The following is a 22,903-nucleotide window of genomic DNA, read 5'->3' as shown; positions in this document are numbered from 1 at the left end:
AAAAATATTGTTTCGCGATAATTTATGCTATCGCGTTATATTGTTAATGGTTATGTAATAGTTTTCAATCTAAGCAATTTTGTCGCCGTTGGCGTCGTTTGGCGAGGGAAGATGAGATAACCCCGATGCCTTGCGGCATCAGGTGATGTGCGGTGGAAAACCAGCTTGAGTCACGGTAGACGTAAGCGACGTTTCTTTCCGCCCTACTCTTCTTCATCGAGTTGCAAAGCCACGTACAGCAGCAAACGATCGTCGAAATTCCCCAGATCTAACCCCGTCAGTTCAGAGATACGGTTGAGACGATACTCCAGTGTATTACGGTGAATAAACAGCGCTTTCGCCGTCGCACCGGGCTGAACGTTATTACGGAACCAGGCCCCCAGCGTCCGACGCAACAAACCATTTCCGTCCATTGCTTTCAGCTTCGAGAGCGGCCGCACCAGCTCGTTTGCCTGCCAACCGCCACGCAGACTGTCCAACAAGACGGGCAACATCAGATCCTGATAGTAATAACAGCGCTGAGCGGGCATACGCTGCTTGCCCACGCTCATAGTCGTACGCGCCGTGCGATAAGAACGCGCAATACTGCCAGGGCCAGCAAAATAGTTCCCCAGCGCCAACCGTACCCGCAGCCGACTGCTTTCCGCCATGCGCGACATCAGCGTATCCACCCGACGCCGGTGATCTTCTGCATCCCAGCGCCCGTGGCTGTTCAACGCCGGTTTTAACACCACCATTTCCGTCAGCGAAACGATAGCGATCAGGTTGTCACGTTCCGGCGTGGTCAGCAACGTCTGCAACTGCTGTAGTTCCGCCATGGCCGAATCCACCCCAAGCTGCCCGCTGTCCACTTCAATCACCGCCGCGACGCGGGGCTTATTCAGATCAATGCCCAAGCGCTGCGCCCACTCCATGAGGGCGGGAGAAAGATCGTCGGTGCGAATCAGGTTCAGTACCAGCTCTTCGCGCAGGCGACTATCCTGCGCCAGCATATGCAACAGCCTCGCCTGTTCCAGCATCATTTCCGCCGTCATGCAGACCAGTTCGCCGTATTGCCGTAGCTGACTGGGGTTACCCGTCAGGCCGATAACGCCAACGATTTCACCGTCGATGCGCAAGGGTAAATTGATGCCCGGACGAACGCCGTGCAGATGGCGCGCCACGGCATCATCAATATCGACAACCCGTCCTTGCGAGAGCGCCAACAGCGCCCCTTCGTGTAACTCCCCCAAACGTTCCTGATCGCCACTGCCGATAATCTTACCGCGAGCATCCATCACGTTGATATTGCTATCAATGATCTGCATAGTTCGCGCGACAATATCCTGTGCCATCTTGGCATTGAGATGATACGACGCCATTTTTACCTCTGAGAGGAACATTGACAATTGCACCAGCATACCGCCACACAGTGCGCCACACATTGTGCAAATTAACAAAGAAACGGGAATTAGATTAAATCTGTGGAAGAACTCACAAAAGCACGTTCATGAAAAAGCGAGAAATGGTTGGGCACCTAAGTGCCCAACCAATCAATCAACGTAACAAATTGTCTTGAAAGGTAATTATCAGCCTACATGCTGAACGGTTCGGTTATTGGGCCAGCAGATAAATCGTGCTGTCACCACGACGCACATTCAGCGCCAAGACTGCCGGTTTGCTGTCCAGAATTTTACGCAACTCGCCAATATTCTGAACCGCCTGCTGGTTAACACCGAGAATAATGTCGTCTTTCTTCAGACCAATTTTTGCTGCGGCGGAACCAGGTTTGACGTTATCCACCTTGACGCCTTTTTCGCCGTCCACCTGCGTGTTACTCAGCTCGGCGCCTTCAATACCAGAGTAGAGATTGCCAGAAGCCACCTGAGCCTGATTGCTCTGTTGCAGCGTTACACTGACCGTCAGCGGTTTGCCCTCGCGCAACAGCCCCAGTGCTACTTTGCTGCCCACCGGTAGCGATCCGACCTGAGCCCGAAGTGCGGAAAAACTACTAATCGCTTTACCATTCAGCATCACGATCACATCGCCCGCCTTGATGCCCGCTTCATCGGCTGCCGATTTCGGTCTAACCTGACTCACAAACGCGCCACGCTGGGCATCCACCTTCATCGCCTGCGCCAGTTCAGAATTCAGCTCCGTTCCGGTAATGCCCAGCTCGCCGCGTTTCACTTCGCCAAATTCGACAATCTGTGCCACGACGCTTTTCACCATATTGCTGGGGATAGCGAAACCAATCCCGATATTACCGCCATCTGGGGCAAGAATCGCAGTATTCAGACCAACCAGTTCTCCATGCAGATTCACCAGTGCCCCACCGGAATTCCCCCGATTGATCGCCGCATCGGTCTGAATAAAGTTCTCGTAGTTTTCAATATTCAACCCACTGCGTCCCAGTGCGGACACAATGCCCGAGGTCGCCGTTTCGCCCAGACCATACGGGTTACCAATCGCCACCGTATAGTCACCGACCCGCAACTGGTCAGAATCCGCGACCTTGATTGCCGTCAGATTTTTGAAATCTTTCAACTGCACCAGTGCGATATCTGAACGCGGATCTTTACCTAACATCTTGGCGTCATACTTGCGGCCATCGCTGAGTCGAATCTGAATCTTGTCGGCGTTCTCCACCACGTGGCTGTTGGTCACCACATAGCCTTTCTCTGCATTAATCACGACACCTGCACCCAGCGCCTGAAAATTTTCTTGCTGCGGCGCGTCGCCGTCATCGTCGCCTTCTCCCTGACACACCGGCGATGACTGGAACGGCGATCCTTCCTGACAGAAAGGCGAGTTTTCACCAAAAAATGGCTGAAGTTGCGGTGGGATACCTTCTTTTCCCGCATTGGTGGTATGCCCTTCCACATAGATGCTCACCACGGAAGGCATGACCTTTTCCAGCATTGGGGCCAGGCTAGGAAGTTGACCCGATGACGCGGCAGACGCCGCTGACTCAGTTGCATTCGCCGTGGTAGAGCCCATTGCCATCGCCAGACTTAACGCCAGCGCACTCAGAACCAGTGATTTTCTTTTCATAGGAATCTATCTCATAGTAACCAACACGCAAGTCTTACGGCCCGTGTACCCGACACCGGGTACACTTAGTGGTCGTGCTGTATGAGATAAATATGAACCAACAATGTTCCTAAGGGGAAGATCGTGAAGCGTAAGGAAATATTGAACGGCTTTACAAAACTCGCGATTTCCATTGCCGTCTGTTCGTCGTTAATCTGCCGCCATCAGCTTGCGGTATTCGTCGTAGGCGTATAAATCCGTCATGCCGCTGATGTAATCCTGAATCAGACGCGCTCGATAATAGTATTCACAGACGATTCGCTCGCTTTCGGGTAATCCTTCCAACTCAGTAACTGCTTCACAATAGGCTAAGCAATACTTCCTGGATAACTTGTGATAAAGCCGCGTTTCAATCGGATAGCGTCTGTGTGTATCTTCGCGAACAAGCTGGCTGAAATCCTGATAGGGCATTTCGAGCAGCGGGCTATAAATATCCAGCAGACCTCGAATCACACGATCCCCCTGTAACTCCAGTTGCTCAACTTCATGATGATTAAAAACGTGTTTTAAGGCGACGCGTTTGAAAATCCCTAGCAGGCGATTCTGTGGACTATCGTCTTCAAGCAACGCCTGATTGAACGATCCGGCATAGACCTCCGGCAGATTGTCAATAAAACGCAGCGCGGCATGCGGCACCATCTGCCCCACGGTATAAACGCGGAGATTCATGAAGAACTGATCGTCGTGGCTACGCCATTGAAAGCGCTCACGCTCTTTGTAGGCCCGTTCAATCGTTTTCGCGAAGATGTCTTTCTCTGCCCCTTCGCCCCAATTCTCACGCAGACGATCGTAAAGTTCTTCGATCGTGAGAATCTCTTTCTCGACGGCATCTTCCAGATCCGCGATGCAGTAGGAGACATCATCCGCCGCTTCCATAATGTAGCTCAGCGGATGGCGATGAAACTCCCCCATATCGAGCTCTTCACGCAGTCTGGCGACAAACGCTTCTTCTGCCAGATAGTAGCCGGGCTTCTTCATCAAATAATGGTAATCCGCCGGCAGCTCGCCGTGCCAATACGCTGGGCGAGTATATTTCAGGATACAAGCTACCTGTCCGTAGGTCAGATTGAGCTTCAGCAACGTATGCACTAGACGAATCGCCTGCGCGTTACCTTCAAAGTGGCTCAGATCCTGCCGAATCTGCCCACGCAATTCGTCCAACCCGTCCCGCTGCATCCGCAGCACAGGGACGTTACAGTTATCGACACGTTCCGAGGGCTCACTGTCCAGATAATGGCTATCCAACAATGTTCTGAACCATTGGTTAATCGCGGATTCGCCAAAATGCCCAAACGGCGGATTGCCGATGTCATGCATCAGGCACGCCATTTCGACCATGCTTTCAAACGGCGTTTGTCTGTCGTCCAGACCCAGCGATGCCAGCCGTCCATCCGTTTGCAGGCGGTGCAAAATCTCTTTGGCGATATAGCGCCCCACCTGCTGAACTTCCATCGAATGGGTCAGGCGGGAACGGACGGCCGCATTGCGTTCCAAGGGGAAGACCTGCGTTTTTTGCTGTAACCGGCGGATGGCGGCGGAGTTAATAATACGACCACGATCGCTCTCAAATTGGCGCACAATCGCATAAGCATCATCAGCCGTTTTAGGCCGACTGAAATGTCGCTGAAAGCTCATTTTTTTGGCGAAATTGATATCAGACATACGGTTCTCCATGTCATCCCGCTACAGCACAATGATGGACACTCCATCTCATCCTGCTAGCCATGATAGACTAACGTCCGCGATATACACCTTCCATTTATAACAGAATTTGCGGGGAACCTTATGAAAGTCGGTATTATCGGCGCGATGGAACAAGAAGTAACGCTGCTGCGCGATCGGATTGAAAACCGTCAAACCTTCCAGCGCGCGGGTTGCGAAATTTACACTGGACACATCAACAGCGTGGATGTCGCGCTGCTGAAATCCGGTATCGGCAAAGTTTCCGCCGCGCTGGGCACCACGCTGCTACTGGAGCACAGCAAGCCGGACGTCGTGATTAACACTGGTTCCGCTGGCGGATTGGCGCCCACCTTGAACGTGGGTGATATCGTGGTGTCTGATGAAGTACGTTACCACGATGCCGACGTCACGGCCTTTGGCTATGAGCCCGGCCAGATGGCGGGCTGCCCTGCCGCTTTCCTCGCCGATGAAAAACTCATCGCGCTGGCACAGGAAACCATTGCCGACTTACAACTGAACGCCGTGCGCGGTCTGGTTGTCAGCGGTGATGCCTTCATTAACGGCGCAGAACCATTAGCCCGTATCCGCACGACCTTCCCGAACGCCATTGCCGTGGAAATGGAAGCGACGGCAATCGCGCATGTCTGCCACCAGTTCACCGTCCCGTTTGTGGTGGTGCGTGCAATCTCAGATGTAGCCGATAAAGCATCACACCTGAGTTTCGATGAATTCCTGAACGTTGCCGCACAGCAATCCACGCGGATGGTGGAAGCGATTCTGGCCAAACTGGCCGCACGCTAATCGTGACACTCAGGTTCTTCTGCTGGCTGACCGGGCTACTGCTCTGTACCGCCGCTTATGCCATTCCGCAGCGCGTCATTAGTCTCGCACCACACGCGACGGAAATGGCCTATGCGGCAGGCATGGGAGAACAGCTGATTGCGGTCAGCGCCTGGTCAGATTACCCGCCAGAAGCAAAGAAACTGGAGCAGGTCGCTTCCTGGCAGGGAATCAATCTGGAGCGGATCCTCGCCCTTAAGCCCGATCTGATTCTGGCTTGGCGCGAGGGTAACGCACAGCGACCGCTGGAGCAGCTTGCCAACTTCTCGATACCCATCATTTATCTGGATGCGAAAACGCTGAAAGATATCCCATCATCATTGCGACAACTGGCAGTATACAGCCGCCATCCTGAGCAAGCCGAACGGGCCGCGACAGATTTTCAGCAGCAAATAAGTCGTCTCCAGCATGCTGGCAAGAGGCAGAAGGTAACGCCACTACGGGTGTTCATTCAATTCGGCACTCAGCCGCTGTTTACCTCTTCGCAAACGACGCTGCAAAGCCAGATCGTTTCACTGTGTGGCGCAGAAAATATCTTTAGCGATAGCCCCGTGCCCTGGCCGCAAGTAAGCCGAGAACAGGTATTAAGGCGGCAGCCACAGGCCATAATTATTTCAGGAGCGCCAGATAACGTATCCAGCGTGCAGGCGTTTTGGCAACCGCAGCTAGCCGTGCCAGTGGTGACCGTTAATGAAGACTGGTTTAGCCGCAGTGGCCCACGTTTGTTACTGGCAGCACAGCAAATTTGTTCTCAATTAGAGGAATTACGATCCACATCTTCGTCAACGAAGTGATTGTTAATTAACACTGTGAAATCATTCAGATAACAATAGATTCATTAATATACAAGTTGTAACACTAGTAGACTTTTATTTCGCCAATACCTGCCGATAATCTGAGCGTGACGGTGGAATCATAGACACCAATAAAAGGTGTTGCTACCGCTCGGCAATAAAGCCAAAGCAGTACGAAATGAGAACATTTTTGAACCGATATCGGTTCCTTTAACACCAGGTAAAATAAACATGAAAAGTGCGTTGCTTTGCGCAAGCCTGCTGATCGCAGCTTGTGGGACTGCGTATGCAGGAAGTAGCGGCGGGCAAATTAATGCCCAATTGACGATATTGCCGTCGTGTGGCGTAACACCACAATCCGGTCAATATCAAATGACATGTAACGTAGCCTCTGTACCTCAACCTAACATTACTGAGTCACGTATTCTGGTCGATCAGGCAAAATATTCTACCGCTGCGGCAAAAACGACGCAGGGTACGGAAACGCGTTTGATTACAGTCGAATGGTAATCACAGTAAAAACACGAAGCGTATTCTTTTAATTAACGCTTATTGTGGCAGGTTACTTGCTCACTATGCCCTAAATAATTCGAGTTGCATGAAGGCGGCAACTGAGCGACAAATTCGTCGGGAACGAATTTGACCAGCCAACGGCTGGCCTTCGGTGAGAGACAGGATGTCTCTCATTTCATTCCCAGTCACTTGCCTGAGTAAGGACAAATTGGCTAAGCCCATTTGAACGCCGTTTATGGCGGCCCTTCAGGGCGAGGCTCAGAGATGAGCCGGGTATTGCCAACGCACAAGCAGCTTGAAGTATGACGGGCATATAAAAAAACCGTGTCTTGTTATCAGGACACGGTTTTTATTTTTTAGTTGGTCAATAACCGCAACGCAGGATTAAATGCTGAAAGAGGAACCACAACCACAGGTGGATTTCGCATTCGGATTCGTCACGACAAAGCGAGAACCTTCCAGCCCTTCGGTATAATCCACCGCACCGCCAACCAGATATTGCAGGCTCATTGGGTCAACCACCAGCGACACCCCTTGTTTCTCAATGGTCATATCGCCGTCGTTGATTTGATCATCAAAGGTAAAACCGTACTGGAAACCGCTACAGCCGCCACCCGTGATGTACACACGCAGTTTCAGCTCTGGGTTTTCTTCATCAGCAATCAGGTTTTTCACCTTGGTTGCCGCTGCATCGGTAAATTGCAGAGGCAATGCTGCTATATCGTCGCTCATATTTTTACTCCCAACTCAGGGCTTATCAGGTGATAAACCCACATTCATACGCTTATTATCCGGCAGGATGAGAAAACGTTCAAGATTTGACAGTGGTTGTTGAATTCATCGCCGCCTCAGCCTGTAACTGGCGCTGTAACGTTCTGGCTAAAATGGACGAATACAACGGCTTGCCCCCCAAGAACTGAGCTAACAGCGTTGCCCCCAGACAGGTCACTATCATCGGTAAAATCAGTTGATAATTATCCGTCATTTCCAGCACCAGCACGATCCCAGTCAATGGCGCACGTACGGAGGCCGCGAACAGCACCCCCATTCCCGCAATCGCAAAGGTACTCGCATCAATCGCATAATCAGGAAACAGCAACGCTGACGTCATACCGAATGCCGCCCCTAATAGCGTTCCCAATGCTAACATGGGGGCAAAGATGCCGCCGGGAGCTCCGGAGCAAAAACACAGTAATGTCATCAGCACACGTACAGCAAAAATAACGAGCAGCATGCCAATGCTATAATGCGCGGCCGCCGCAGAAGGAATTAACGCAAAACCACCGCCGGTTGCCTCATTGAATACCAGAGACAGTACGCCATAGACGCCGCCAGCCAGCGCGCCAACCAGTAAAAATCGAGATAAATGCTGACCGTGAAAGCGTAAAAAAACAGCCTGAGCCCGCAGCACGAGTTGGTTAAAGACCACGCCGACCACACCAAAGATCATGCCGAGCAGCAAATAGAGCCACAGCGTATTCAGCGGCGCAGAAGCAAGCTGCCCAACATCGATCACCGCCCGCTCGCCGTTAAACACGCGGAAGACAATGCTCGACATAATCACACCGATAAAGACAGCTTTGATCGAGATGGGGTTATAACGAAACTGAGGACGCATTTCCTCAATAATAAAAAGAATGCCCGCCAGAGGCGCATTAAACGCGGCGGATAACCCCGCCTCCGCTCCTGTGGCCAAAAGCGTATGCCGCCCTTCCTGTCGTTTTCGGAGAAATAAATCGGCAATCATTCCCCCAACATTACCGCCGAGCTGAACCGTTGGCCCCTCTCTGCCCAGCACCATGCCCGAGCCGAGCGTTCCAATGCCGCCAAAGAATTTTACCGGAATCACGCGCCACCATCGCACAGGACGCAGCTCTTCAAGCGCCCCTTCAATTTCAGGAATCCCCGAACCGCCTGCTTCCGGCGCAAAGTAACGCACCAGAAAGTAACCGAATAGCGCCAACAGCGCTGAAATCCCAAACGCCAGCACCCAGATAAAACTTCGGTCCGAGAATTCAGCAAGCGCAGTCATACGGAGCGTCATAACCCCATTAACTGCTTTTTCAAACGCGACCCCGAGTAATCCCACCAGAGAACCGACAGCGGCAGCTAGCAGTAAAATCAATACGGGCGTTTTATCCTGCCGCATAAACTGTTTTATTGCGGCTTTGCGCGTTGCAGAGAAAGAAGACGGGGAAGCGGTAGATAATTTAACCACAGGTCGTACTGCCACATCAGAATGAGAGAGAAGTAAATCTTACTCCTTTTCAGGTCATGGTGCCCATGATCGCCCAGAGTAAGACAAAGAAAGTTCGGTGGTATTCGCACAGTGATTTCATAACGACGGTCAGTTCATTAGAATACCCCTACATTTTACGACCAAGACCAGTCAGGACTGCGTAATGAACAAATCTGAAAGCCTGTATGCTGCTGCACAGCAACTTATTCCCGGCGGAGTGAATTCACCCGTTCGTGCTTTTAACGGCGTCGGCGGTACCCCGCTGTTCATCGAACGAGCTGATGGCGCTTATCTCTACGATGCTGACGAGCAGGCGTACATTGATTACGTGGGATCATGGGGCCCGATGGTGCTGGGGCACAATCACCCAGCGATTCGTGATGCGGTGATCGCCGCCGCAGAACGCGGCTTGAGCTTTGGCGCCCCGACAGAGATGGAAGTGCAAATGGCGCGTCTGGTGACCTCGTTGGTACCCAGTATGGATATGGTACGAATGGTCAACTCCGGTACGGAAGCCACCATGAGCGCAATCCGTCTGGCACGGGGTTACACTGGCCGCGATAAGATCATCAAATTTGAAGGCTGTTACCACGGTCACGCCGACTGCCTGCTGGTGAAAGCCGGTTCCGGCGCGCTGACGCTGGGCCAGCCGAACTCTCCCGGCGTTCCGGCTGATTTCGCCCGTCATACGCTGACCTGCGTCTATAACGATCTGTCACCTGTACGCGCCGCATTTGAACAATATCCCGACGACATCGCTGCGATCATTGTCGAACCCGTCGCCGGTAATATGAACTGCGTCCCGCCGCTGCCTAATTTCCTTCCCGGCCTGCGCGCCCTGTGCGACGAGTTTGGCGCCTTGTTCATCATCGATGAAGTGATGACCGGCTTCCGTGTCGCGCTGGCAGGTGCACAGTCGCACTACGGCGTGGTACCGGATCTGACCTGTCTGGGAAAAATCATCGGCGGCGGTATGCCGGTCGGCGCATTTGGCGGCAAGCGTGAAATCATGCAGGCGCTGGCACCAACTGGCCCGGTTTATCAGGCAGGAACGCTGTCCGGCAACCCCATCGCGATGGCCGCAGGCTTTGCCTGTTTGACAGAAGTCGCAAAACCCGGCGTACATGAAAAGCTGACCGCATTGACCAATCAACTGGCTGAAGGTTTGCTAGCCGCCGCAAAAGCCGAAAATATTCCGCTGGTCGTGAATCAGGCGGGCGGGATGTTCGGCCTGTTCTTTACCGATGCCGAGAGCGTCACCTGCTATCAGGATGTGATGAAGTGCGACGTCGAGCGCTTTAAATTGTTCTTCCACATGATGCTGGAAGAAGGGATTTATCTCGCGCCGTCCGCATTTGAAGCAGGCTTTATGTCAGTGGCACATACGCCGCAGGATATTGACCGCACGATCGAAGCCGCACAGCTCTGCTTCTCTCGTCTGTAAAAACCGGCCTAATACACGATGGCTTCTATCAATTGATATTTTCAGGGACGAAATGGCACGCCATAAGCTATGTTCCTATAAGACTAGGTTGTGCTACCCGGTCCGATACCGCTCATTTCACACGCCAGCGCCCCCGCGCGCTTAAGCGCATACGTGTAGCGTTCATCAAACGGGTAGCAGCACGATAGCCGCAGCGCATGCTTACAGCGTCCACTCAAGGTATAAAGCTCGCCGGGCGTGACGCAAATTCGCTCTTGCAGCAGGCGATGGAATAACTCAACCCCATCCACATTACCCGGTAATTCCAGCCAAAAGACGAAGCCGCCCTGCGGCTGCGTTGCCCGTGTCCCCTGCGGAAAATGCCGGGCAATCAGCCCACGCGCTTCATCCATCTGCGCGGCATAGCGACGACGCAACGTACGCAGATGGTGATCGTAACCGCCGGATTCCAGAAATTGCGCCAGCGTTTCCGATAGCAGCGCCGACTCCGCCATTGACGATACCGCTTTCAGGCGCGCGACGTTGGCACGGAAACGGCCCGACGCCATCCAGCCGATGCGAAAATCGGGCGCCAGCGTTTTCGTGAAGCTGGAGCAGTAAATTACCCAGCCTTCGCGATCAAAGGCTTTCACCGTCGGCGACAGCGGCCAGGTAAATTGAAGTTCGCTGTATAACCCATCCTCGATAAGCGGCACCTGATAATCGTTCACCAGCTTTGCCAGCCGCTTTTTATCCGCCAGCGTCATGCTGCACCCTAACGGATTCTGCGCGTTCGGCATGGCGATAATCGCCTGTAGCCGTCCCTCTGATAGCAACAACTCCAACGCATCCAGCGCGAGGCCACGTTGCGGATCGGTGAGAATTTCCACCGTTTTCAATCCCAGACTGGCTAGCAGAGGGAAGAGATAAAAATAGGTTGGCGTTTCCAGCCCGACACAGTCACCCGGCTGCGTGACGGTACGCAACGCCAGTTGTAGCGCCTCTATGCAACCGTGAGTAATCGTGATGTCATCAAGGGTTAATGTCATGCCGAGATCCATCGCACGCCGCGCCACTTCGCGCCGCAGCCGCTCGCTGCCGGGCGGTAGCGCATAGCGGCCAATCAGGTCAGGCTGTCGCCGCAGCAAGGAAGCAGTAATCCGGCTGATCTTTTCGGTAGGGTAGAAATCGGCATGCTGCGGGCACGCCAGAGAAATGTTGGTGTAATCCGGGTGCGTCTGAGCAGCAAACACCGTATCAATCAGGTCCAGTTTCTCACTGCCCGGCACAATCACCTGCGCACGGTGAGGCTTACTTTCCGTTAGCGACGGCAGACGCCCTCGCACAAAATAGCCAGACTGCGGCCGAGCTTCGATTAACCCGCGATCTTCGAGAACACGCCAGGCATTCAACACCGTGTTCACGCTCACCTGATGCGATCCGGCGACGCGACGAATAGAGGGTAAGCGACTTCCCGGCGCTAGCGTCCCTTGATGAATGGCGGTGGCGAAGGTTTCCGCGAGCTGTTGGTAAAGCGTACTTTCTTGTGAGTCGATAATGGACACAGTTCCCCCGCTAGCCGACGAGTACAGTTAACGATTAATGCATTCTGTACCCATCACAATAATCGTTTTGTGTATCTGTAACCATTTATTTTTTCTGCCTACCATAGTGTTCTTCCCCCTCATCAGGATAACACCATGCTCGACCCTTCTTTTTTCAGCTACGTCACGGTGATGTCAATCACGCCGGGCCCTAATAACCTGCTGCTGGCAACGTCAGGCGTCAATTTTGGTCTGCGCCGCACACTACCTATGCTAATGGGAATTTTCCTGGGCTGTGGGATACAAACGGGGCTGATGGGCGTGGCATTAGATCTTTTATTGAACTGGATAAGCATGATTCGCCTCCCGCTTACCGTGTTGGGGTGCCTCTATCTGCTGTGGCTGTCGTGGAAAATCGTGCGTTCATCGGCACCAGAACTACAGGGGCGAGAACAACCAATGACCGTGCTGCAAGCCGCATTATTTCAGGCGGTAAATCCGAAAGCCTGGCTGATGTCCAGCAACGTAGCACTGCTCTATACCGCCAGCAACGGCGTCTTCACCATTATGCTTGGCTTTATGGCGTTGAATCTACCTTGCATTTTAGCCTGGGCGCTACTTGGCGATCGCATCGGTAGACATCTTCAGGAACCGTGGAAACTGAAAGCCTTCAACGGCGTCATGGCACTTTCTCTGGTACTCACCACGTTATGGATGCTGGCTGAAGCCATCAAGCTCTCCAGCTAATCACACACCTGCAGCGGGTTTCCCTTCCCGCCGACGCTCGCGTTATTTCACCTGCTTACGTAGCAGATAAACAAAATAAGGCGCGCCGATAAACGTCGCCAGTAACCCAGCCGGAACCTGTGCTGGGAAGAGGATCATGCGGCCAAACCAGTCAGCAATAACCATCAGCGCGCCGCCAATCAATGCCGAACTGGCGATTTGCGGCAACACGCGGTTAAAGCCCAGCATTCGTGCCATATGCGGTGCCATTAGGCCGACAAAACTCATGGGCCCGACCATCAGGGTTGCCATCGCGGTCAGCACCGATGCCAGCAGCAACACCAGCAGACGAACTGGAGTGACGGCCACGCCGAGCGTTCTAGCCGTTGTCGTACCCAGTGGCAGGATACGCAGCCAGCGCTGGCACAGCGGGACAATCAACAGCAGGAAAATGGCAATTACCGCCGTGCGTATCGCGTCTGCCGGTTCGACCGCGTAAGTTGAGCCTGACAGCCAGGTCAGCACCGTCCCCATGCGTGGATCGCCACTGGCCAGCAACAGTGCAATACCCGTGGAGAATGCCATACTCAGCGCAATACCCGCCAGCAGCATACGCTGTGTGGAGAAACCACCGCGTCCGGCGATAATCACCATCACCAGCAGCGTCAATGCCGCACCCGCGCTACCGGCAGGAAGTAGCCACACGAACGCATTACCGGGAACGAAGAACAGCAAAATAATGACGCCAAACGACGCGCCGGAACTTATCCCCAGCACTTCCGGGCTACCCATCGGGTTACCCGTCAGTTTCTGGATTAGCGTTCCCGCCACCGCCAGCATCACACCGGCCGTTAACGCCGCCAGAACCCGAGGCCAGCGCCACGAAAGCAGTTGCGCGAACACATCGCCACCGCCCCACTGCCAACCTTCGGCATCCTTCCCTAGCACCAGAGCCGCAAGCACCACCATGCCCAACAGCCCAAGACCGAGTACCAGCCATATTCCCCACAGACGGCGTTCAGTCGTTGGCGTGCTGTTACTGTCGATCATTGCGGGCTGGCCGCTATTGCGCAGGTGCGGCAGCAGCCACAGTAGCAGCGGCGCACCAATCAGCGCCGTCGCGGCACCCGTTGGAACCTCAAGCCATACACGGCTCAGCCAGATAACCCCTTGATCGGCGACGCCAAGCAGCAGCGCCCCCAACAGCGGCGCGAGCAAAAGGCGGTGAAGCAAGCGCCGTGCGCCCAGCATTTTCGCCAGCAGCGGTGCAAACAGGCCGATAAAACCAATAATGCCCGCAGCATTCACCAACTGGGCACACAGGAAAATCCCCAGTCCTAACGCACTCAAACGCGCCAACGACAACCCAAGCCCCAGATTACGCGCGACGCCATCATCCAACCCCAGCAGCGTTAACGGACGAATCAGAATCAGCGCCAGACAGAAACACACCAGAAGACGTGGGAGAACAAACTGCACATTGCTCCAGTCCTGCTGATTCAGCACACCACTGCTCCATAGGAACAAGCCCTGAAGCTGCTCATGATGGAAGAGCACCAGCAGTTGATTGACCGCGCTACAGTAGAAATTCAGTACCAGACCCGCCAGTATCAACGTTACCGGCGATAAACGCTTGCCCCAGGCAACGCCAAAGACCAAGACACCAACCACCAGCGCGCCGATCATCGCCGCAGCCTGCTGGAGCCATGCGTCGCCGGGTAGCGACCACAACGTTACCACCGTGATCCCGAGCTGCGCGCCCGTGGCGATCCCCAATGTTGACGGTTCGGCCAGCGGATTGCGTAAGACCTGCTGAAACAGTACGCCGCATAACCCTAACCCCGCGCCTATCAGCAGCGCCAGCACCATGCGAGGCAACAGGCTGTAGTAAAACAGAAGCGGCTGCATCGTGTTCGAGACCGGTTGGGTCAGCGCGTCAACCCACTGTGATACTGGTAATTGCTGCTGCAAATTGTAGCTGCCCATCCCCAGCATCACGATCAGTAGAAAACCCATCACGACCACCGGCAGCACCAGCGGATGACCCACGCGTTGATGCGCGGGCGAGGCACCGACAGACAGAGGATTAGCCATGATTTCTCGCCTCCAAAGCCTGATTCAATACGCGGCAGAAGCGCATCGCCGAGAGCGTTCCACCATACAGCCAGACGGCCGGCACGCGCTGCACACGCTGTTGACGCACAAACGGCATGGCCTGCCAGATCGGATTGTTATCCAGTCGATCGAGCGCGGCACTATCGCCGTGTTCGAAACAGAGCACATTGGCATTGCCGATCTCTGCCAGACGCTCAATGCCCACAATCGTACTGCCCCAGAAGCTGGTTTCACTACGCCAGGCATTCTCTATTCCGATGTGATCCATCACTTCCTGAAACAGACTGTTCTTGCCAATCACCAGCACATGGCGATGGTCGACCAGCGTGATCAGCAGCAGAGGTCGCTGGGTATACGGCTGAAGGGTGATTTTTTCCTGCTGGAGAAACTGCGCCAGTTCCGTCAGATGTCGCTCCCCGGCAGCTTTCAAATTTAACGCATCAGCCAATTTCATGACCGAGGCCCGTGCCGACGTCAGCGGTTTCCCCTGTTCGCTGCTGAAACCAAAGCCCAGCATCGGCGAAATTCGGGACATTTTCGCAACCGAAGGACCATACCCTTCAGAATAGAGAATCATGGACGGACGAATCTGCGTCAGCAATTCCAGATTAGGCTCAGTACGCAGCCCCACATCGATCACCGATTCAGGTAGCGCAGGCTCTTTCACCCACAGGTTGTAGTTATGCTTATCCGCGATCCCTAAGGGCGTGACGCCCAACGCCAGCAACAACTCAACAGGCAGCCATTCCAGCGCCACAATACGTTGCAAATCAGGGAAGTTGGCAGACGCCCCTCTGCTCGCCGCCGAATAAGCCAACGGCGACAGCAGCAACGCCGTCAGCAAACGGCGACGTAGCGGATCGGGAGAATGCGGGGAAGAAAAAAATTCAGGCATCATGAGCAGGTACACCGAGTTAACAAACGAAGCTGACCGGTGCACCACCAGCCGGATGAGGCAAAATGCCCATGGGAATACCGTAGATGTTTTCCAGTACGTCCCCTTGCATCAGCGCGACAGGCTCACCCTGCGCAATCATTTTGCCGCCTCGCAGTGCCACCAGATGATCGCAGTAGCGAGCAGCCATGTTGATGTCATGCAATACCGCAATGACAGTGATGCTCCGCTCGCGGCTCATACGCTGGATCAGTGCCAGCACCTCTACCTGATGCGCAATATCCAGCGCGGAGGTTGGTTCATCCAGTAACAGACAGCGGCTATCCTGCGCGACAGTCATCGCCAGCCAGGCTCGCTGCCGTTCACCGCCAGACAAGCTATCCACCAAACGGTTAGCAAATGGCGTCAACCCGACCAGCGTGATGGCTTCTTCGACCTTTTCCCGATCGGCACTGCCGAAACGGCCTAATGCGCCATGCCATGGGTAGCGACCCAAGGCAACCAGCTCACGCACGGTCATCCCTTCGGCGGCGGGAAGCTGTTGCGGCAAATAGGCAACCTGACGGGCGAACAATTTGCTGTCCCAGCTTTCGGTCGCCTGTTCCCCCAACAATGCGGTTCCGCTGCTGGCAGCCTGATGACGACCCAGAATTTTCAGTAAGGTCGATTTGCCGGAACCGTTGTGCCCGATCAGACCGCACACTTTTCCGACGGGGAACGTAATAGAAAGTGGGTGTAGCAGCGTGCGCCCGGCAACGGAAAAACTCACGTCGTCCAGTCTGAAGGTGGTATCAGGCAGTACAGTTTGATTTTGCATAGCGTTTTTGATTTTTAAGGCCACCGAAGGAAGGAGCTGAGCAGCGATCACAATGCCCGTAACTATCGATTTCACCCTGTAATAATCGGGCTAAAAGAGAACGATAATGATTACGATAAAGGCAGCATGATAGGCGCAACAGAATGCCAATCGCAAGACTTTTACCTGCCAGCACAGAGTGATCCGGCGTAAAAAATTATGCTGAGGAGATAGCGGGCTTAGGATGAGCCGCATGGATGCGGCGAAAGCTTGCGCCACGTCGGACAAAAACGTCAGAGACGTTTTTGAACAGCACTTGTGCTGGCCCGAAGGGCGAGCCCCATTTATGGGGTGAGTAAACGTGTCGCAAGCGGTCCGTTAAGCCTGATACCGACGAAGGAACCGCGTCAGCGGCATAATTTCCGCCAAAAGCCTAGGGGTCACGGGGCGAGCGGCGCTTGAACCGCCCCGTGTCGGGCGCGTGCTACGAAATAGCATGGAATAATCGTATTGTAAGCGCACGAAACCGTCTCTCAGTCTGCATAAAAATCTGTCCAAGAGACAGTAACTCCCTGGAGCCGTGAGAGCTTATTGACCAAACATTTGTTTGATCCAGTCAGCAACGCCATCGCCGTTCTGCTGATCCTGCTGCGCGGAAGGCTGCGGCTGGCTGGCCTGACACAGCGCCTGCGGGTTATCCGTCCAGACTGGCAATACCCGTCCGGCACTGCTGCCGTTGCAGACAACGTTACCGCTGGCATCCGCTGTCATGGTCGTAATGCCTTCCGGCGGCGTCAGCATCAGCGGCAGCGGCGTTTGATTTTCCAGATAGCGACGATAAATCGTCAGCGCACCGTTCGCCCCGGTCAGCTTGGCCGGACCGTTGTTATCGCGCCCTACCCAGCTAATCGCCACTTCTTTACCGTCGATCCCGGCAAACCAGCTGTCGCGCAAATCGTTAGTCGTACCCGTTTTAGCTGCCAGATGATAATTCGGGAATTTCACCGCCAGCGAACGCGACGTACCGCGTTCAACAACCTGCTGCATGCCATATAGCGTCAGGTAGGCCGCCTGTGCAGGAACCGCACGTTCAGCCTGCGGGAAGCTCTGGTACAGTACCGTACCATCTTCCGCAATCACCGAACGCAGTGAGGAGAGCGGTGCACGGTTACCGCCACTGGCGATCGTCTGGTATTCCTGCGCCACTTCCATCGGCGTCAGACTGATCGCACCCAGCAGCATAGCCGGTACAGGTTGAATTACGCTTTCAGGAATGCCCAAACGCTTCAACGTTTCCGTGATCTGATTCAGCCCCACGGCCATCCCCAGATTGACGGTCGGGACGTTCAGCGAGTTCGCCAGCGCATCGACCAGCATGACGCGGCCACGGAACTCACGATCGTAGTTCTTCGGCTGCCATAGCTGTCCGTTAGGCTGTTTGATCGACAGCGGCTCATCCGCCAGCAGGGTATTCAGACGATAGGTATCCGGCTGACTCAGCGCGGTCAGGTACGTCGGCGGCTTCGCCAGCGACCCGACAGGACGACGCGCCTGTAGCGCACGGTTAAACCCAGCATACTGCGTTTGAGAACCGCCCACCATCGCGCGAATTTCGCCGCTGAAGCGATCGACAATCACCATCGCCGCTTCCAGATCGCTCACGTTACGGCCTGCACGCAGCGCCGGCACGCCCACTTCCACCGCTTTTTCCGCCGCATCCTGCGAGACCGGATCGAGCGTGGTAAAGATCTTCACGCCGGAGAGATCGTTAACCTTGTCGCCAAGCCGCTGTTGCAGTTCTTGACGCACCAGTTGCATAAACGCCGGCTGAGGGCTGATCACGCCGCCTTTTGGTTGCACGCCCAGCGGACGCGCACTCAGCATGTTATACAGATCGGCATCAATAACTTGCTGATTCTGCAACAGGCGCAGTACCAGATTACGTCGTTCTAACGTAAGCTGCGGGTTACGCCATGGGTTATACAGCGATGCTCCTTTCACCATCCCCACCAGCAATGCCTGCTGATCGAGGCTCAGTTCATTCACTGGGCGGCCGAAGTAGTACAGGCTGGCAAGCGGGAAACCGCGGATCTGATCGTTACCGCTCTGACCGAGGTACACCTCGTTGAGATACAGCTCAAGGATACGATCCTTGCTGTAGCGGTAATCCATGATCAGCGCCATATAGGCTTCATTGGCTTTACGCCACAGCGAACGCTCGTTAGTCAGGAACAGGTTCTTAACTAACTGCTGCGTCAGCGTACTGCCGCCCTGTACCGCGCGTCCCGCCGTGATGTTGGCTAAAAACGCACGGCCAATGGAATACAGGCTGATACCGTCGTGCTCATAGAAATGACGGTCTTCGGTCGCGACCAGTGTATCAACCAACAGATCGGGGAAACCGGAACGCGGCACGAATAAACGCTGTTCGCCATTCGGCGACTGCATCATGGTGATCAGTTTCGGATCGAGACGGAAAAAGCCGAATTTGCGCTGGTTGTCCAGATTCTGGATCTGCGACAGTCGATCGTTGGCAAACGTCAGGCGCGCCTGAATCTGCCCTTCTTTCCCATCAGGGAAATCAAACGGACGGCGCAGCATATCAATGCTGTTACCGCGCACGCTGAATTCACCCGGACGGGTAATGCGGCTTACCTGACGATATTGCATGCCTTCCAGCAGGCTAATCATCTCTTTCTGGCTGTAGGCCATGCCAGGTTCAAGGTTGACCATACGGCCATAGACGGCGGCGGGCAACTGCCAGACCTTGCCTTCAATACGGCTGCGGATCTGGCTGTCGAGGTACACGCCATAGATCGCCATCGCCACGGCAAAGATCAGGAACAGCTTAATCGCCAGCCCTAGCCAACGTCGCCTTCTCTGCGATTTACGCGTCATGGTTTCGTCGCCGTCGTCATCATCATCATCGTCGTCATAGTCGTCCTGATAATCATCGTAGTCATCATCATAGTCGTCATCCCTGCGACGTCGTATGGCCTGTTTGCGTTCAGGTTTACGTTTTGGCGCTCTCCCTTTGCGTCCGATAGGTTCGCGGTCATCCCGAGACATTACAATAACTTCTCCATCAGGTTGTTCACGGCTATCTGCTCTGCGCTCAAGCCGCCTACTCTGTTTCCAGCCCCTTTTTGGGGAAAGCGGAAACGTCTGAAATTAGTGATTCTGATATTTCTTGGTACGTCTCGTCGGCGCCGTATTCGCCGGATCGTCCGGCCAGACATGCTTGGGGTAACGCCCCTTCATCTCTTTTTGCACCTCACGGTAAGCACCTTGCCAGAATGCCGCTAAATCCCGCGTAATCTGTAATGAGCGCTGCGCTGGCGATAAAAGTTCCAATACCAGCGCGACACGTCCCTCTGCCAGCATCGGGCTCTGCTGCTCACCAAACATTTCCTGCATCCGCACCGATAGCACCGGTGGCTTATCGTCATAATAGGCGATAGGCAGGCGACTGCCGCCGGGTGCCGTGTAGTGCGTGGGCAACGCGCTATCCAACCGCTGACGCAGCGACCAGTCCAACAACCGCAGCAGCGCCTCACTCAAATTAATCTGGTGCAGCGCGCGTAAATCACGCACGCCAGACAGCGACGGCTGTAGCCAGATTTCCAGTGTTGCTAACAACGTGTCGTCATCCACCTGCGGCCAGTCAACCTCGGGCAACCACTGGTGAGCGCACTGTAGCCGGGCGCGGAGCTGTAACGCCGCAGCATCCCAGTTTAATGCCTCCATCCCCTGTTCCCGAATCCAGGATAACAGCGCCTGCTGCAATGCCTCATCGGATGGCTTATTCAGCGGACGCGTTCGCAGCGTCAGACAACCTATCTGGTCGAGCTGGCTGGCGCGCAGAGTACCCTTTTCTTCGTCCCAGCGCACCACGTTATGTTCATTTATTAATCCGGGTAGCCGCCGTTCCAGCCGTTCAATATCCAGCGGCAACGCCAGCAGGATTCGTGCATCCGCGCTTTGCTTGTTTTGCACTAATCGATCGTTCTGTAAGAGCGCTGGAGCCAGCAACCACTCCGTACCTGACAGCGCGTCATCAGCCGACATCATCGCGCCGCTTCCGTTAGCAAGCTGGTAGCGCCCATCCTGACTGCGTCGCCGGGCGATGCGGTCTGGGAAAGCCTGTGCCAGCAGCCAATCAGCCTCTCCGCCGTCAATTTGTCCCGAAACCGCCGATAAACGACGCGTCAGCTGTTTTGCTCGCCGCAGCCAATGTGGAAGTGGACGATGCAACCAATCGCCCAGATTGATCGACCCGCTACGCGGCGGCTCTTCCAGTATCGCCGCCAGACACCCGGCGGTAGCCAACGACGCAGAACTTTGCTGTGACGCGGCATATAACATCGTCGCCAAACGGGCATCGCAACCTAACGCGGCAATCTTTCGCCCCTCAGCGGTCAACCGATGCTGTTCATCGGTAATGCCAAGCTGGCGCACTAGCTGGCTGGCAGCATACAACGCAGGGGCAGGCGGCGTGTCCAGCCAGGTTAACTGCGCCACATCGGCACAGCCCCATTGTAATAAATCCAGCCAAACGCTGCTTAAATCACTGTTCAGTACCTCTGCATCGCTTTGCGCTGCCGCGCGTTCGGCCTGTTCACGAGAGCACAGATGCCAGCAAATACCGGGACTTAAACGTCCGGCACGTCCGGCACGCTGCACCATAGAGGCTTGACTGATTCGCTGTGTCACCAGTCGGGTGATGCCACTTTTCACATCAAAGCTGGCGATACGTTCAAGGCCGCTGTCCACCACCAACCGGATTCCTTCAATCGTCAGGCTGGTTTCAGCAATATTGGTAGCTAACACCACCTTGCGACGCCCCGGTTCGGCAGGCAGAATCGCCTTTTGCTGTTCCGCCAGCGTCAACGCGCCGTATAACGGGCAAAGATCCGTCTCGCCCGACACACTATCTTCCAGCAGCGCCTGCACACGGCGAATCTCCGCGACGCCGGGCAAAAACAGCAGCAGCGAACCATCTTCTTCACTGAGCACACGTCGCACCTGTCGCGCAACGCCCTCTTCCAATCGTTCCTGATGATTCAACGGTGCGTAACACCGCTCAACCGGATAGCTGCGACCTTCTGACACCACACAGACGGCTTCCGGCAACAGCGCCGCCAGCCGCGCATTGTCGAGCGTCGCGGACATAATCAGCAGTTTTACATCGTCACGCAGCCCTTGCTGCACATCAAGCAGCAGCGCTAGCGCCAAATCAGCCTGCACGCTGCGCTCATGAAACTCATCAAGGATAACCAACGCCACGCCTTGCAATTCCGCATCCTGTTGCAACAGACGAGTCAGCATCCCTTCGGTGACGACTTCCAGCTTCGTTGCGTCACTCACGCGGCTTTCTGAGCGCATGCGATAACCTATCGTCTGTCCCGGTTCCTCACCCAGTTGCTGCGCCAACCGCCAGGCCACACTCTTCGCCGCCAGACGACGCGGCTCCAACATGATGATGCGCCCGTTTAACCTACCCTGTTGCAGCAATTGCAACGGCAGCCAGGTCGATTTTCCCGCCCCAGTTGGGGCATTGAGCAGCACCTGAGGCGCGGTATGTAGCGCCGTTATGACATCATCCAGCACGGCGCTGACGGGCGGTAAAATCACAGACATCTCCGTATAAGGTTAACTTTCAGCGGCGAGCATTGTAGCATCATGATGAATGTAGCATCGGATGGAATCAGAACAGAGAGATCGCCATGTCAGCCCCTCGCCGCCTGTTTTTTGCCCTATCACTACCGGAAATCACACAGCAAGAGATTATCCGCTGGCGTGCCGAGCGCTTCCCCCCGGAAGCCGGTCGCCCGGTCGCGGCAGCCAACCTTCATCTGACGCTGGCTTTTTTGGGTGACGTTAGCGAACAAAAAACGCAGGTTCTACAGACATTGGCAGGCCGCATTCGTCAACCCACCTTTTCCCTTACGTTGGATGACGCCGGACACTGGCCGCGACCCGGCGTTGTCTGGCTGGGCTGCCGCCGTGCACCGAGGGGGCTGCTACAACTGGCGGAATTGCTGCGTTCTCAGGCCGCGCGCAACGGCTGCCATCAAACGGCATTACCTTTTCATCCGCACATTACGTTACTACGCGGCGCAACTCGTCCCGTTGCCATTCCCCCCGCGACCTTCAGTTGGCAGGCCGAGATGACGTACTTTTCACTTTACGAGTCGCTATTCGACAACGGCAAAACGCGCTACCAAGAACTGGAAAGCTGGTCATTTAGTAAATAAGAACAG

17 protein-coding genes are annotated in these 22,903 nt (G+C 54.8%); 6 read left to right on the top strand and 11 right to left on the bottom strand.

Annotation, left to right across the window (positions count from 1 at the left end):
• Positions 1 to 203 precede the first annotated feature (203 nt).
• The 3 genes from ACKQAD_RS15665 to dgt form a co-directional block, all read right to left on the bottom strand.
• Positions 204 to 1,361: a CdaR family transcriptional regulator gene (locus ACKQAD_RS15665; protein WP_015841264.1), complete on the bottom strand. Its 1,158-nt coding sequence runs from the start codon at positions 1,359 to 1,361 to the stop codon at positions 204 to 206.
• Between the two features lie 232 nt (positions 1,362 to 1,593).
• Complete coding sequence (gene degP / locus ACKQAD_RS15660) at positions 1,594 to 3,033, bottom strand: serine endoprotease DegP (protein WP_409161001.1); 1,440 nt, start codon at positions 3,031 to 3,033, stop codon at positions 1,594 to 1,596.
• A gap of 189 nt (positions 3,034 to 3,222) precedes the next feature.
• Positions 3,223 to 4,734 carry a dGTPase gene (dgt, locus tag ACKQAD_RS15655; RefSeq protein WP_409161000.1) on the bottom strand — a complete coding sequence of 504 codons (1,512 nt, stop codon included), beginning with the start codon at positions 4,732 to 4,734 and terminating at the stop codon, positions 3,223 to 3,225.
• Between the two features lie 123 nt (positions 4,735 to 4,857).
• Here dgt and mtnN point away from each other — a divergent pair, with 123 nt between their 5' ends.
• The 3 genes from mtnN to ACKQAD_RS15640 all read left to right on the top strand — a co-directional run bounded on the left by mtnN (position 4,858) and on the right by ACKQAD_RS15640 (position 6,899).
• Entirely contained in the window at positions 4,858 to 5,556 is a 699-nt protein-coding gene (mtnN, locus tag ACKQAD_RS15650) for a 5'-methylthioadenosine/S-adenosylhomocysteine nucleosidase (protein WP_409160999.1), read from the top strand.
• Between the two features lie 2 nt (positions 5,557 to 5,558).
• Positions 5,559 to 6,389, top strand: coding sequence for a vitamin B12 ABC transporter substrate-binding protein BtuF (btuF, locus tag ACKQAD_RS15645; RefSeq protein ID WP_409160998.1), 831 nt, complete (start codon positions 5,559 to 5,561; stop codon positions 6,387 to 6,389).
• A 231-nt stretch (positions 6,390 to 6,620) separates the two neighbouring features.
• The gene (locus ACKQAD_RS15640) at positions 6,621 to 6,899 is read left to right on the top strand and encodes a hypothetical protein (protein WP_409160997.1); all 279 of its coding nucleotides are present in this window, start codon (positions 6,621 to 6,623) and stop codon (positions 6,897 to 6,899) included.
• A 387-nt stretch (positions 6,900 to 7,286) separates the two neighbouring features.
• On the opposite strand, the gene erpA is transcribed toward ACKQAD_RS15640, so the two are convergent.
• Both erpA and clcA read right to left on the bottom strand, forming a co-directional pair.
• On the bottom strand, positions 7,287 to 7,634 hold the full coding sequence (gene erpA, locus ACKQAD_RS15635) for an iron-sulfur cluster insertion protein ErpA (protein ID WP_409160996.1): 348 nt from the start codon (positions 7,632 to 7,634) through the stop codon (positions 7,287 to 7,289).
• A gap of 79 nt (positions 7,635 to 7,713) precedes the next feature.
• The gene (clcA, locus tag ACKQAD_RS15630) at positions 7,714 to 9,051 is read right to left on the bottom strand and encodes a H(+)/Cl(-) exchange transporter ClcA (protein WP_409161033.1); all 1,338 of its coding nucleotides are present in this window, start codon (positions 9,049 to 9,051) and stop codon (positions 7,714 to 7,716) included.
• A 253-nt stretch (positions 9,052 to 9,304) separates the two neighbouring features.
• Here clcA and hemL point away from each other — a divergent pair, with 253 nt between their 5' ends.
• Positions 9,305 to 10,585 (top strand): glutamate-1-semialdehyde 2,1-aminomutase, encoded by a 1,281-nt coding sequence (hemL, locus tag ACKQAD_RS15625; protein WP_409160995.1) that lies wholly within the window; start codon positions 9,305 to 9,307, stop codon positions 10,583 to 10,585.
• Positions 10,586 to 10,668: 83 nt separating this feature from the next.
• Here the strand turns inward: hemL and ACKQAD_RS15620 are convergent, their stop codons facing one another.
• A complete protein-coding gene (locus tag ACKQAD_RS15620) occupies positions 10,669 to 12,129 on the bottom strand; it encodes an aminotransferase-like domain-containing protein (protein ID WP_409160994.1) in 1,461 nt (486 codons plus the stop codon).
• A gap of 135 nt (positions 12,130 to 12,264) precedes the next feature.
• Here ACKQAD_RS15620 and ACKQAD_RS15615 point away from each other — a divergent pair, with 135 nt between their 5' ends.
• Positions 12,265 to 12,855, top strand: a complete 591-nt coding sequence (locus ACKQAD_RS15615) for a LysE family translocator (RefSeq protein WP_409160993.1) — start codon at positions 12,265 to 12,267, stop codon at positions 12,853 to 12,855.
• A 42-nt stretch (positions 12,856 to 12,897) separates the two neighbouring features.
• On the opposite strand, the gene fhuB is transcribed toward ACKQAD_RS15615, so the two are convergent.
• The 5 genes from fhuB to hrpB all read right to left on the bottom strand — a co-directional run bounded on the left by fhuB (position 12,898) and on the right by hrpB (position 22,274).
• Positions 12,898 to 14,850, bottom strand: coding sequence for a Fe(3+)-hydroxamate ABC transporter permease FhuB (gene fhuB / locus ACKQAD_RS15610; protein WP_409161032.1), 1,953 nt, complete (start codon positions 14,848 to 14,850; stop codon positions 12,898 to 12,900).
• Positions 14,851 to 14,920: 70 nt separating this feature from the next.
• Complete coding sequence (fhuD, locus tag ACKQAD_RS15605; RefSeq protein ID WP_409160992.1) at positions 14,921 to 15,847, bottom strand: Fe(3+)-hydroxamate ABC transporter substrate-binding protein FhuD; 927 nt, start codon at positions 15,845 to 15,847, stop codon at positions 14,921 to 14,923.
• 16 nt (positions 15,848 to 15,863) lie between these two features.
• Positions 15,864 to 16,661, bottom strand: a complete 798-nt coding sequence (gene fhuC / locus ACKQAD_RS15600; RefSeq protein ID WP_409160991.1) for a Fe3+-hydroxamate ABC transporter ATP-binding protein FhuC — start codon at positions 16,659 to 16,661, stop codon at positions 15,864 to 15,866.
• A gap of 567 nt (positions 16,662 to 17,228) precedes the next feature.
• Entirely contained in the window at positions 17,229 to 19,709 is a 2,481-nt protein-coding gene (gene mrcB, locus ACKQAD_RS15595; RefSeq protein ID WP_409160990.1) for a bifunctional glycosyl transferase/transpeptidase, read from the bottom strand.
• A 102-nt stretch (positions 19,710 to 19,811) separates the two neighbouring features.
• A complete protein-coding gene (hrpB, locus tag ACKQAD_RS15590) occupies positions 19,812 to 22,274 on the bottom strand; it encodes an ATP-dependent helicase HrpB (protein ID WP_409160989.1) in 2,463 nt (820 codons plus the stop codon).
• Between the two features lie 92 nt (positions 22,275 to 22,366).
• Between hrpB and thpR the strand changes: the two genes are divergently transcribed.
• Positions 22,367 to 22,897, top strand: a complete 531-nt coding sequence (thpR, locus tag ACKQAD_RS15585; protein ID WP_409160988.1) for an RNA 2',3'-cyclic phosphodiesterase — start codon at positions 22,367 to 22,369, stop codon at positions 22,895 to 22,897.
• The last annotated feature ends 6 nt before the right edge of the window (positions 22,898 to 22,903 follow it).

It is taken from the genome of Pectobacterium artocarpous (assembly GCF_046159765.1).
Taxonomy (GTDB): domain Bacteria; phylum Pseudomonadota; class Gammaproteobacteria; order Enterobacterales; family Enterobacteriaceae; genus Pectobacterium.
Note: the sequence above shows the minus strand (reverse complement) of the source record. Positions and strands in the feature narration are given on the sequence as shown.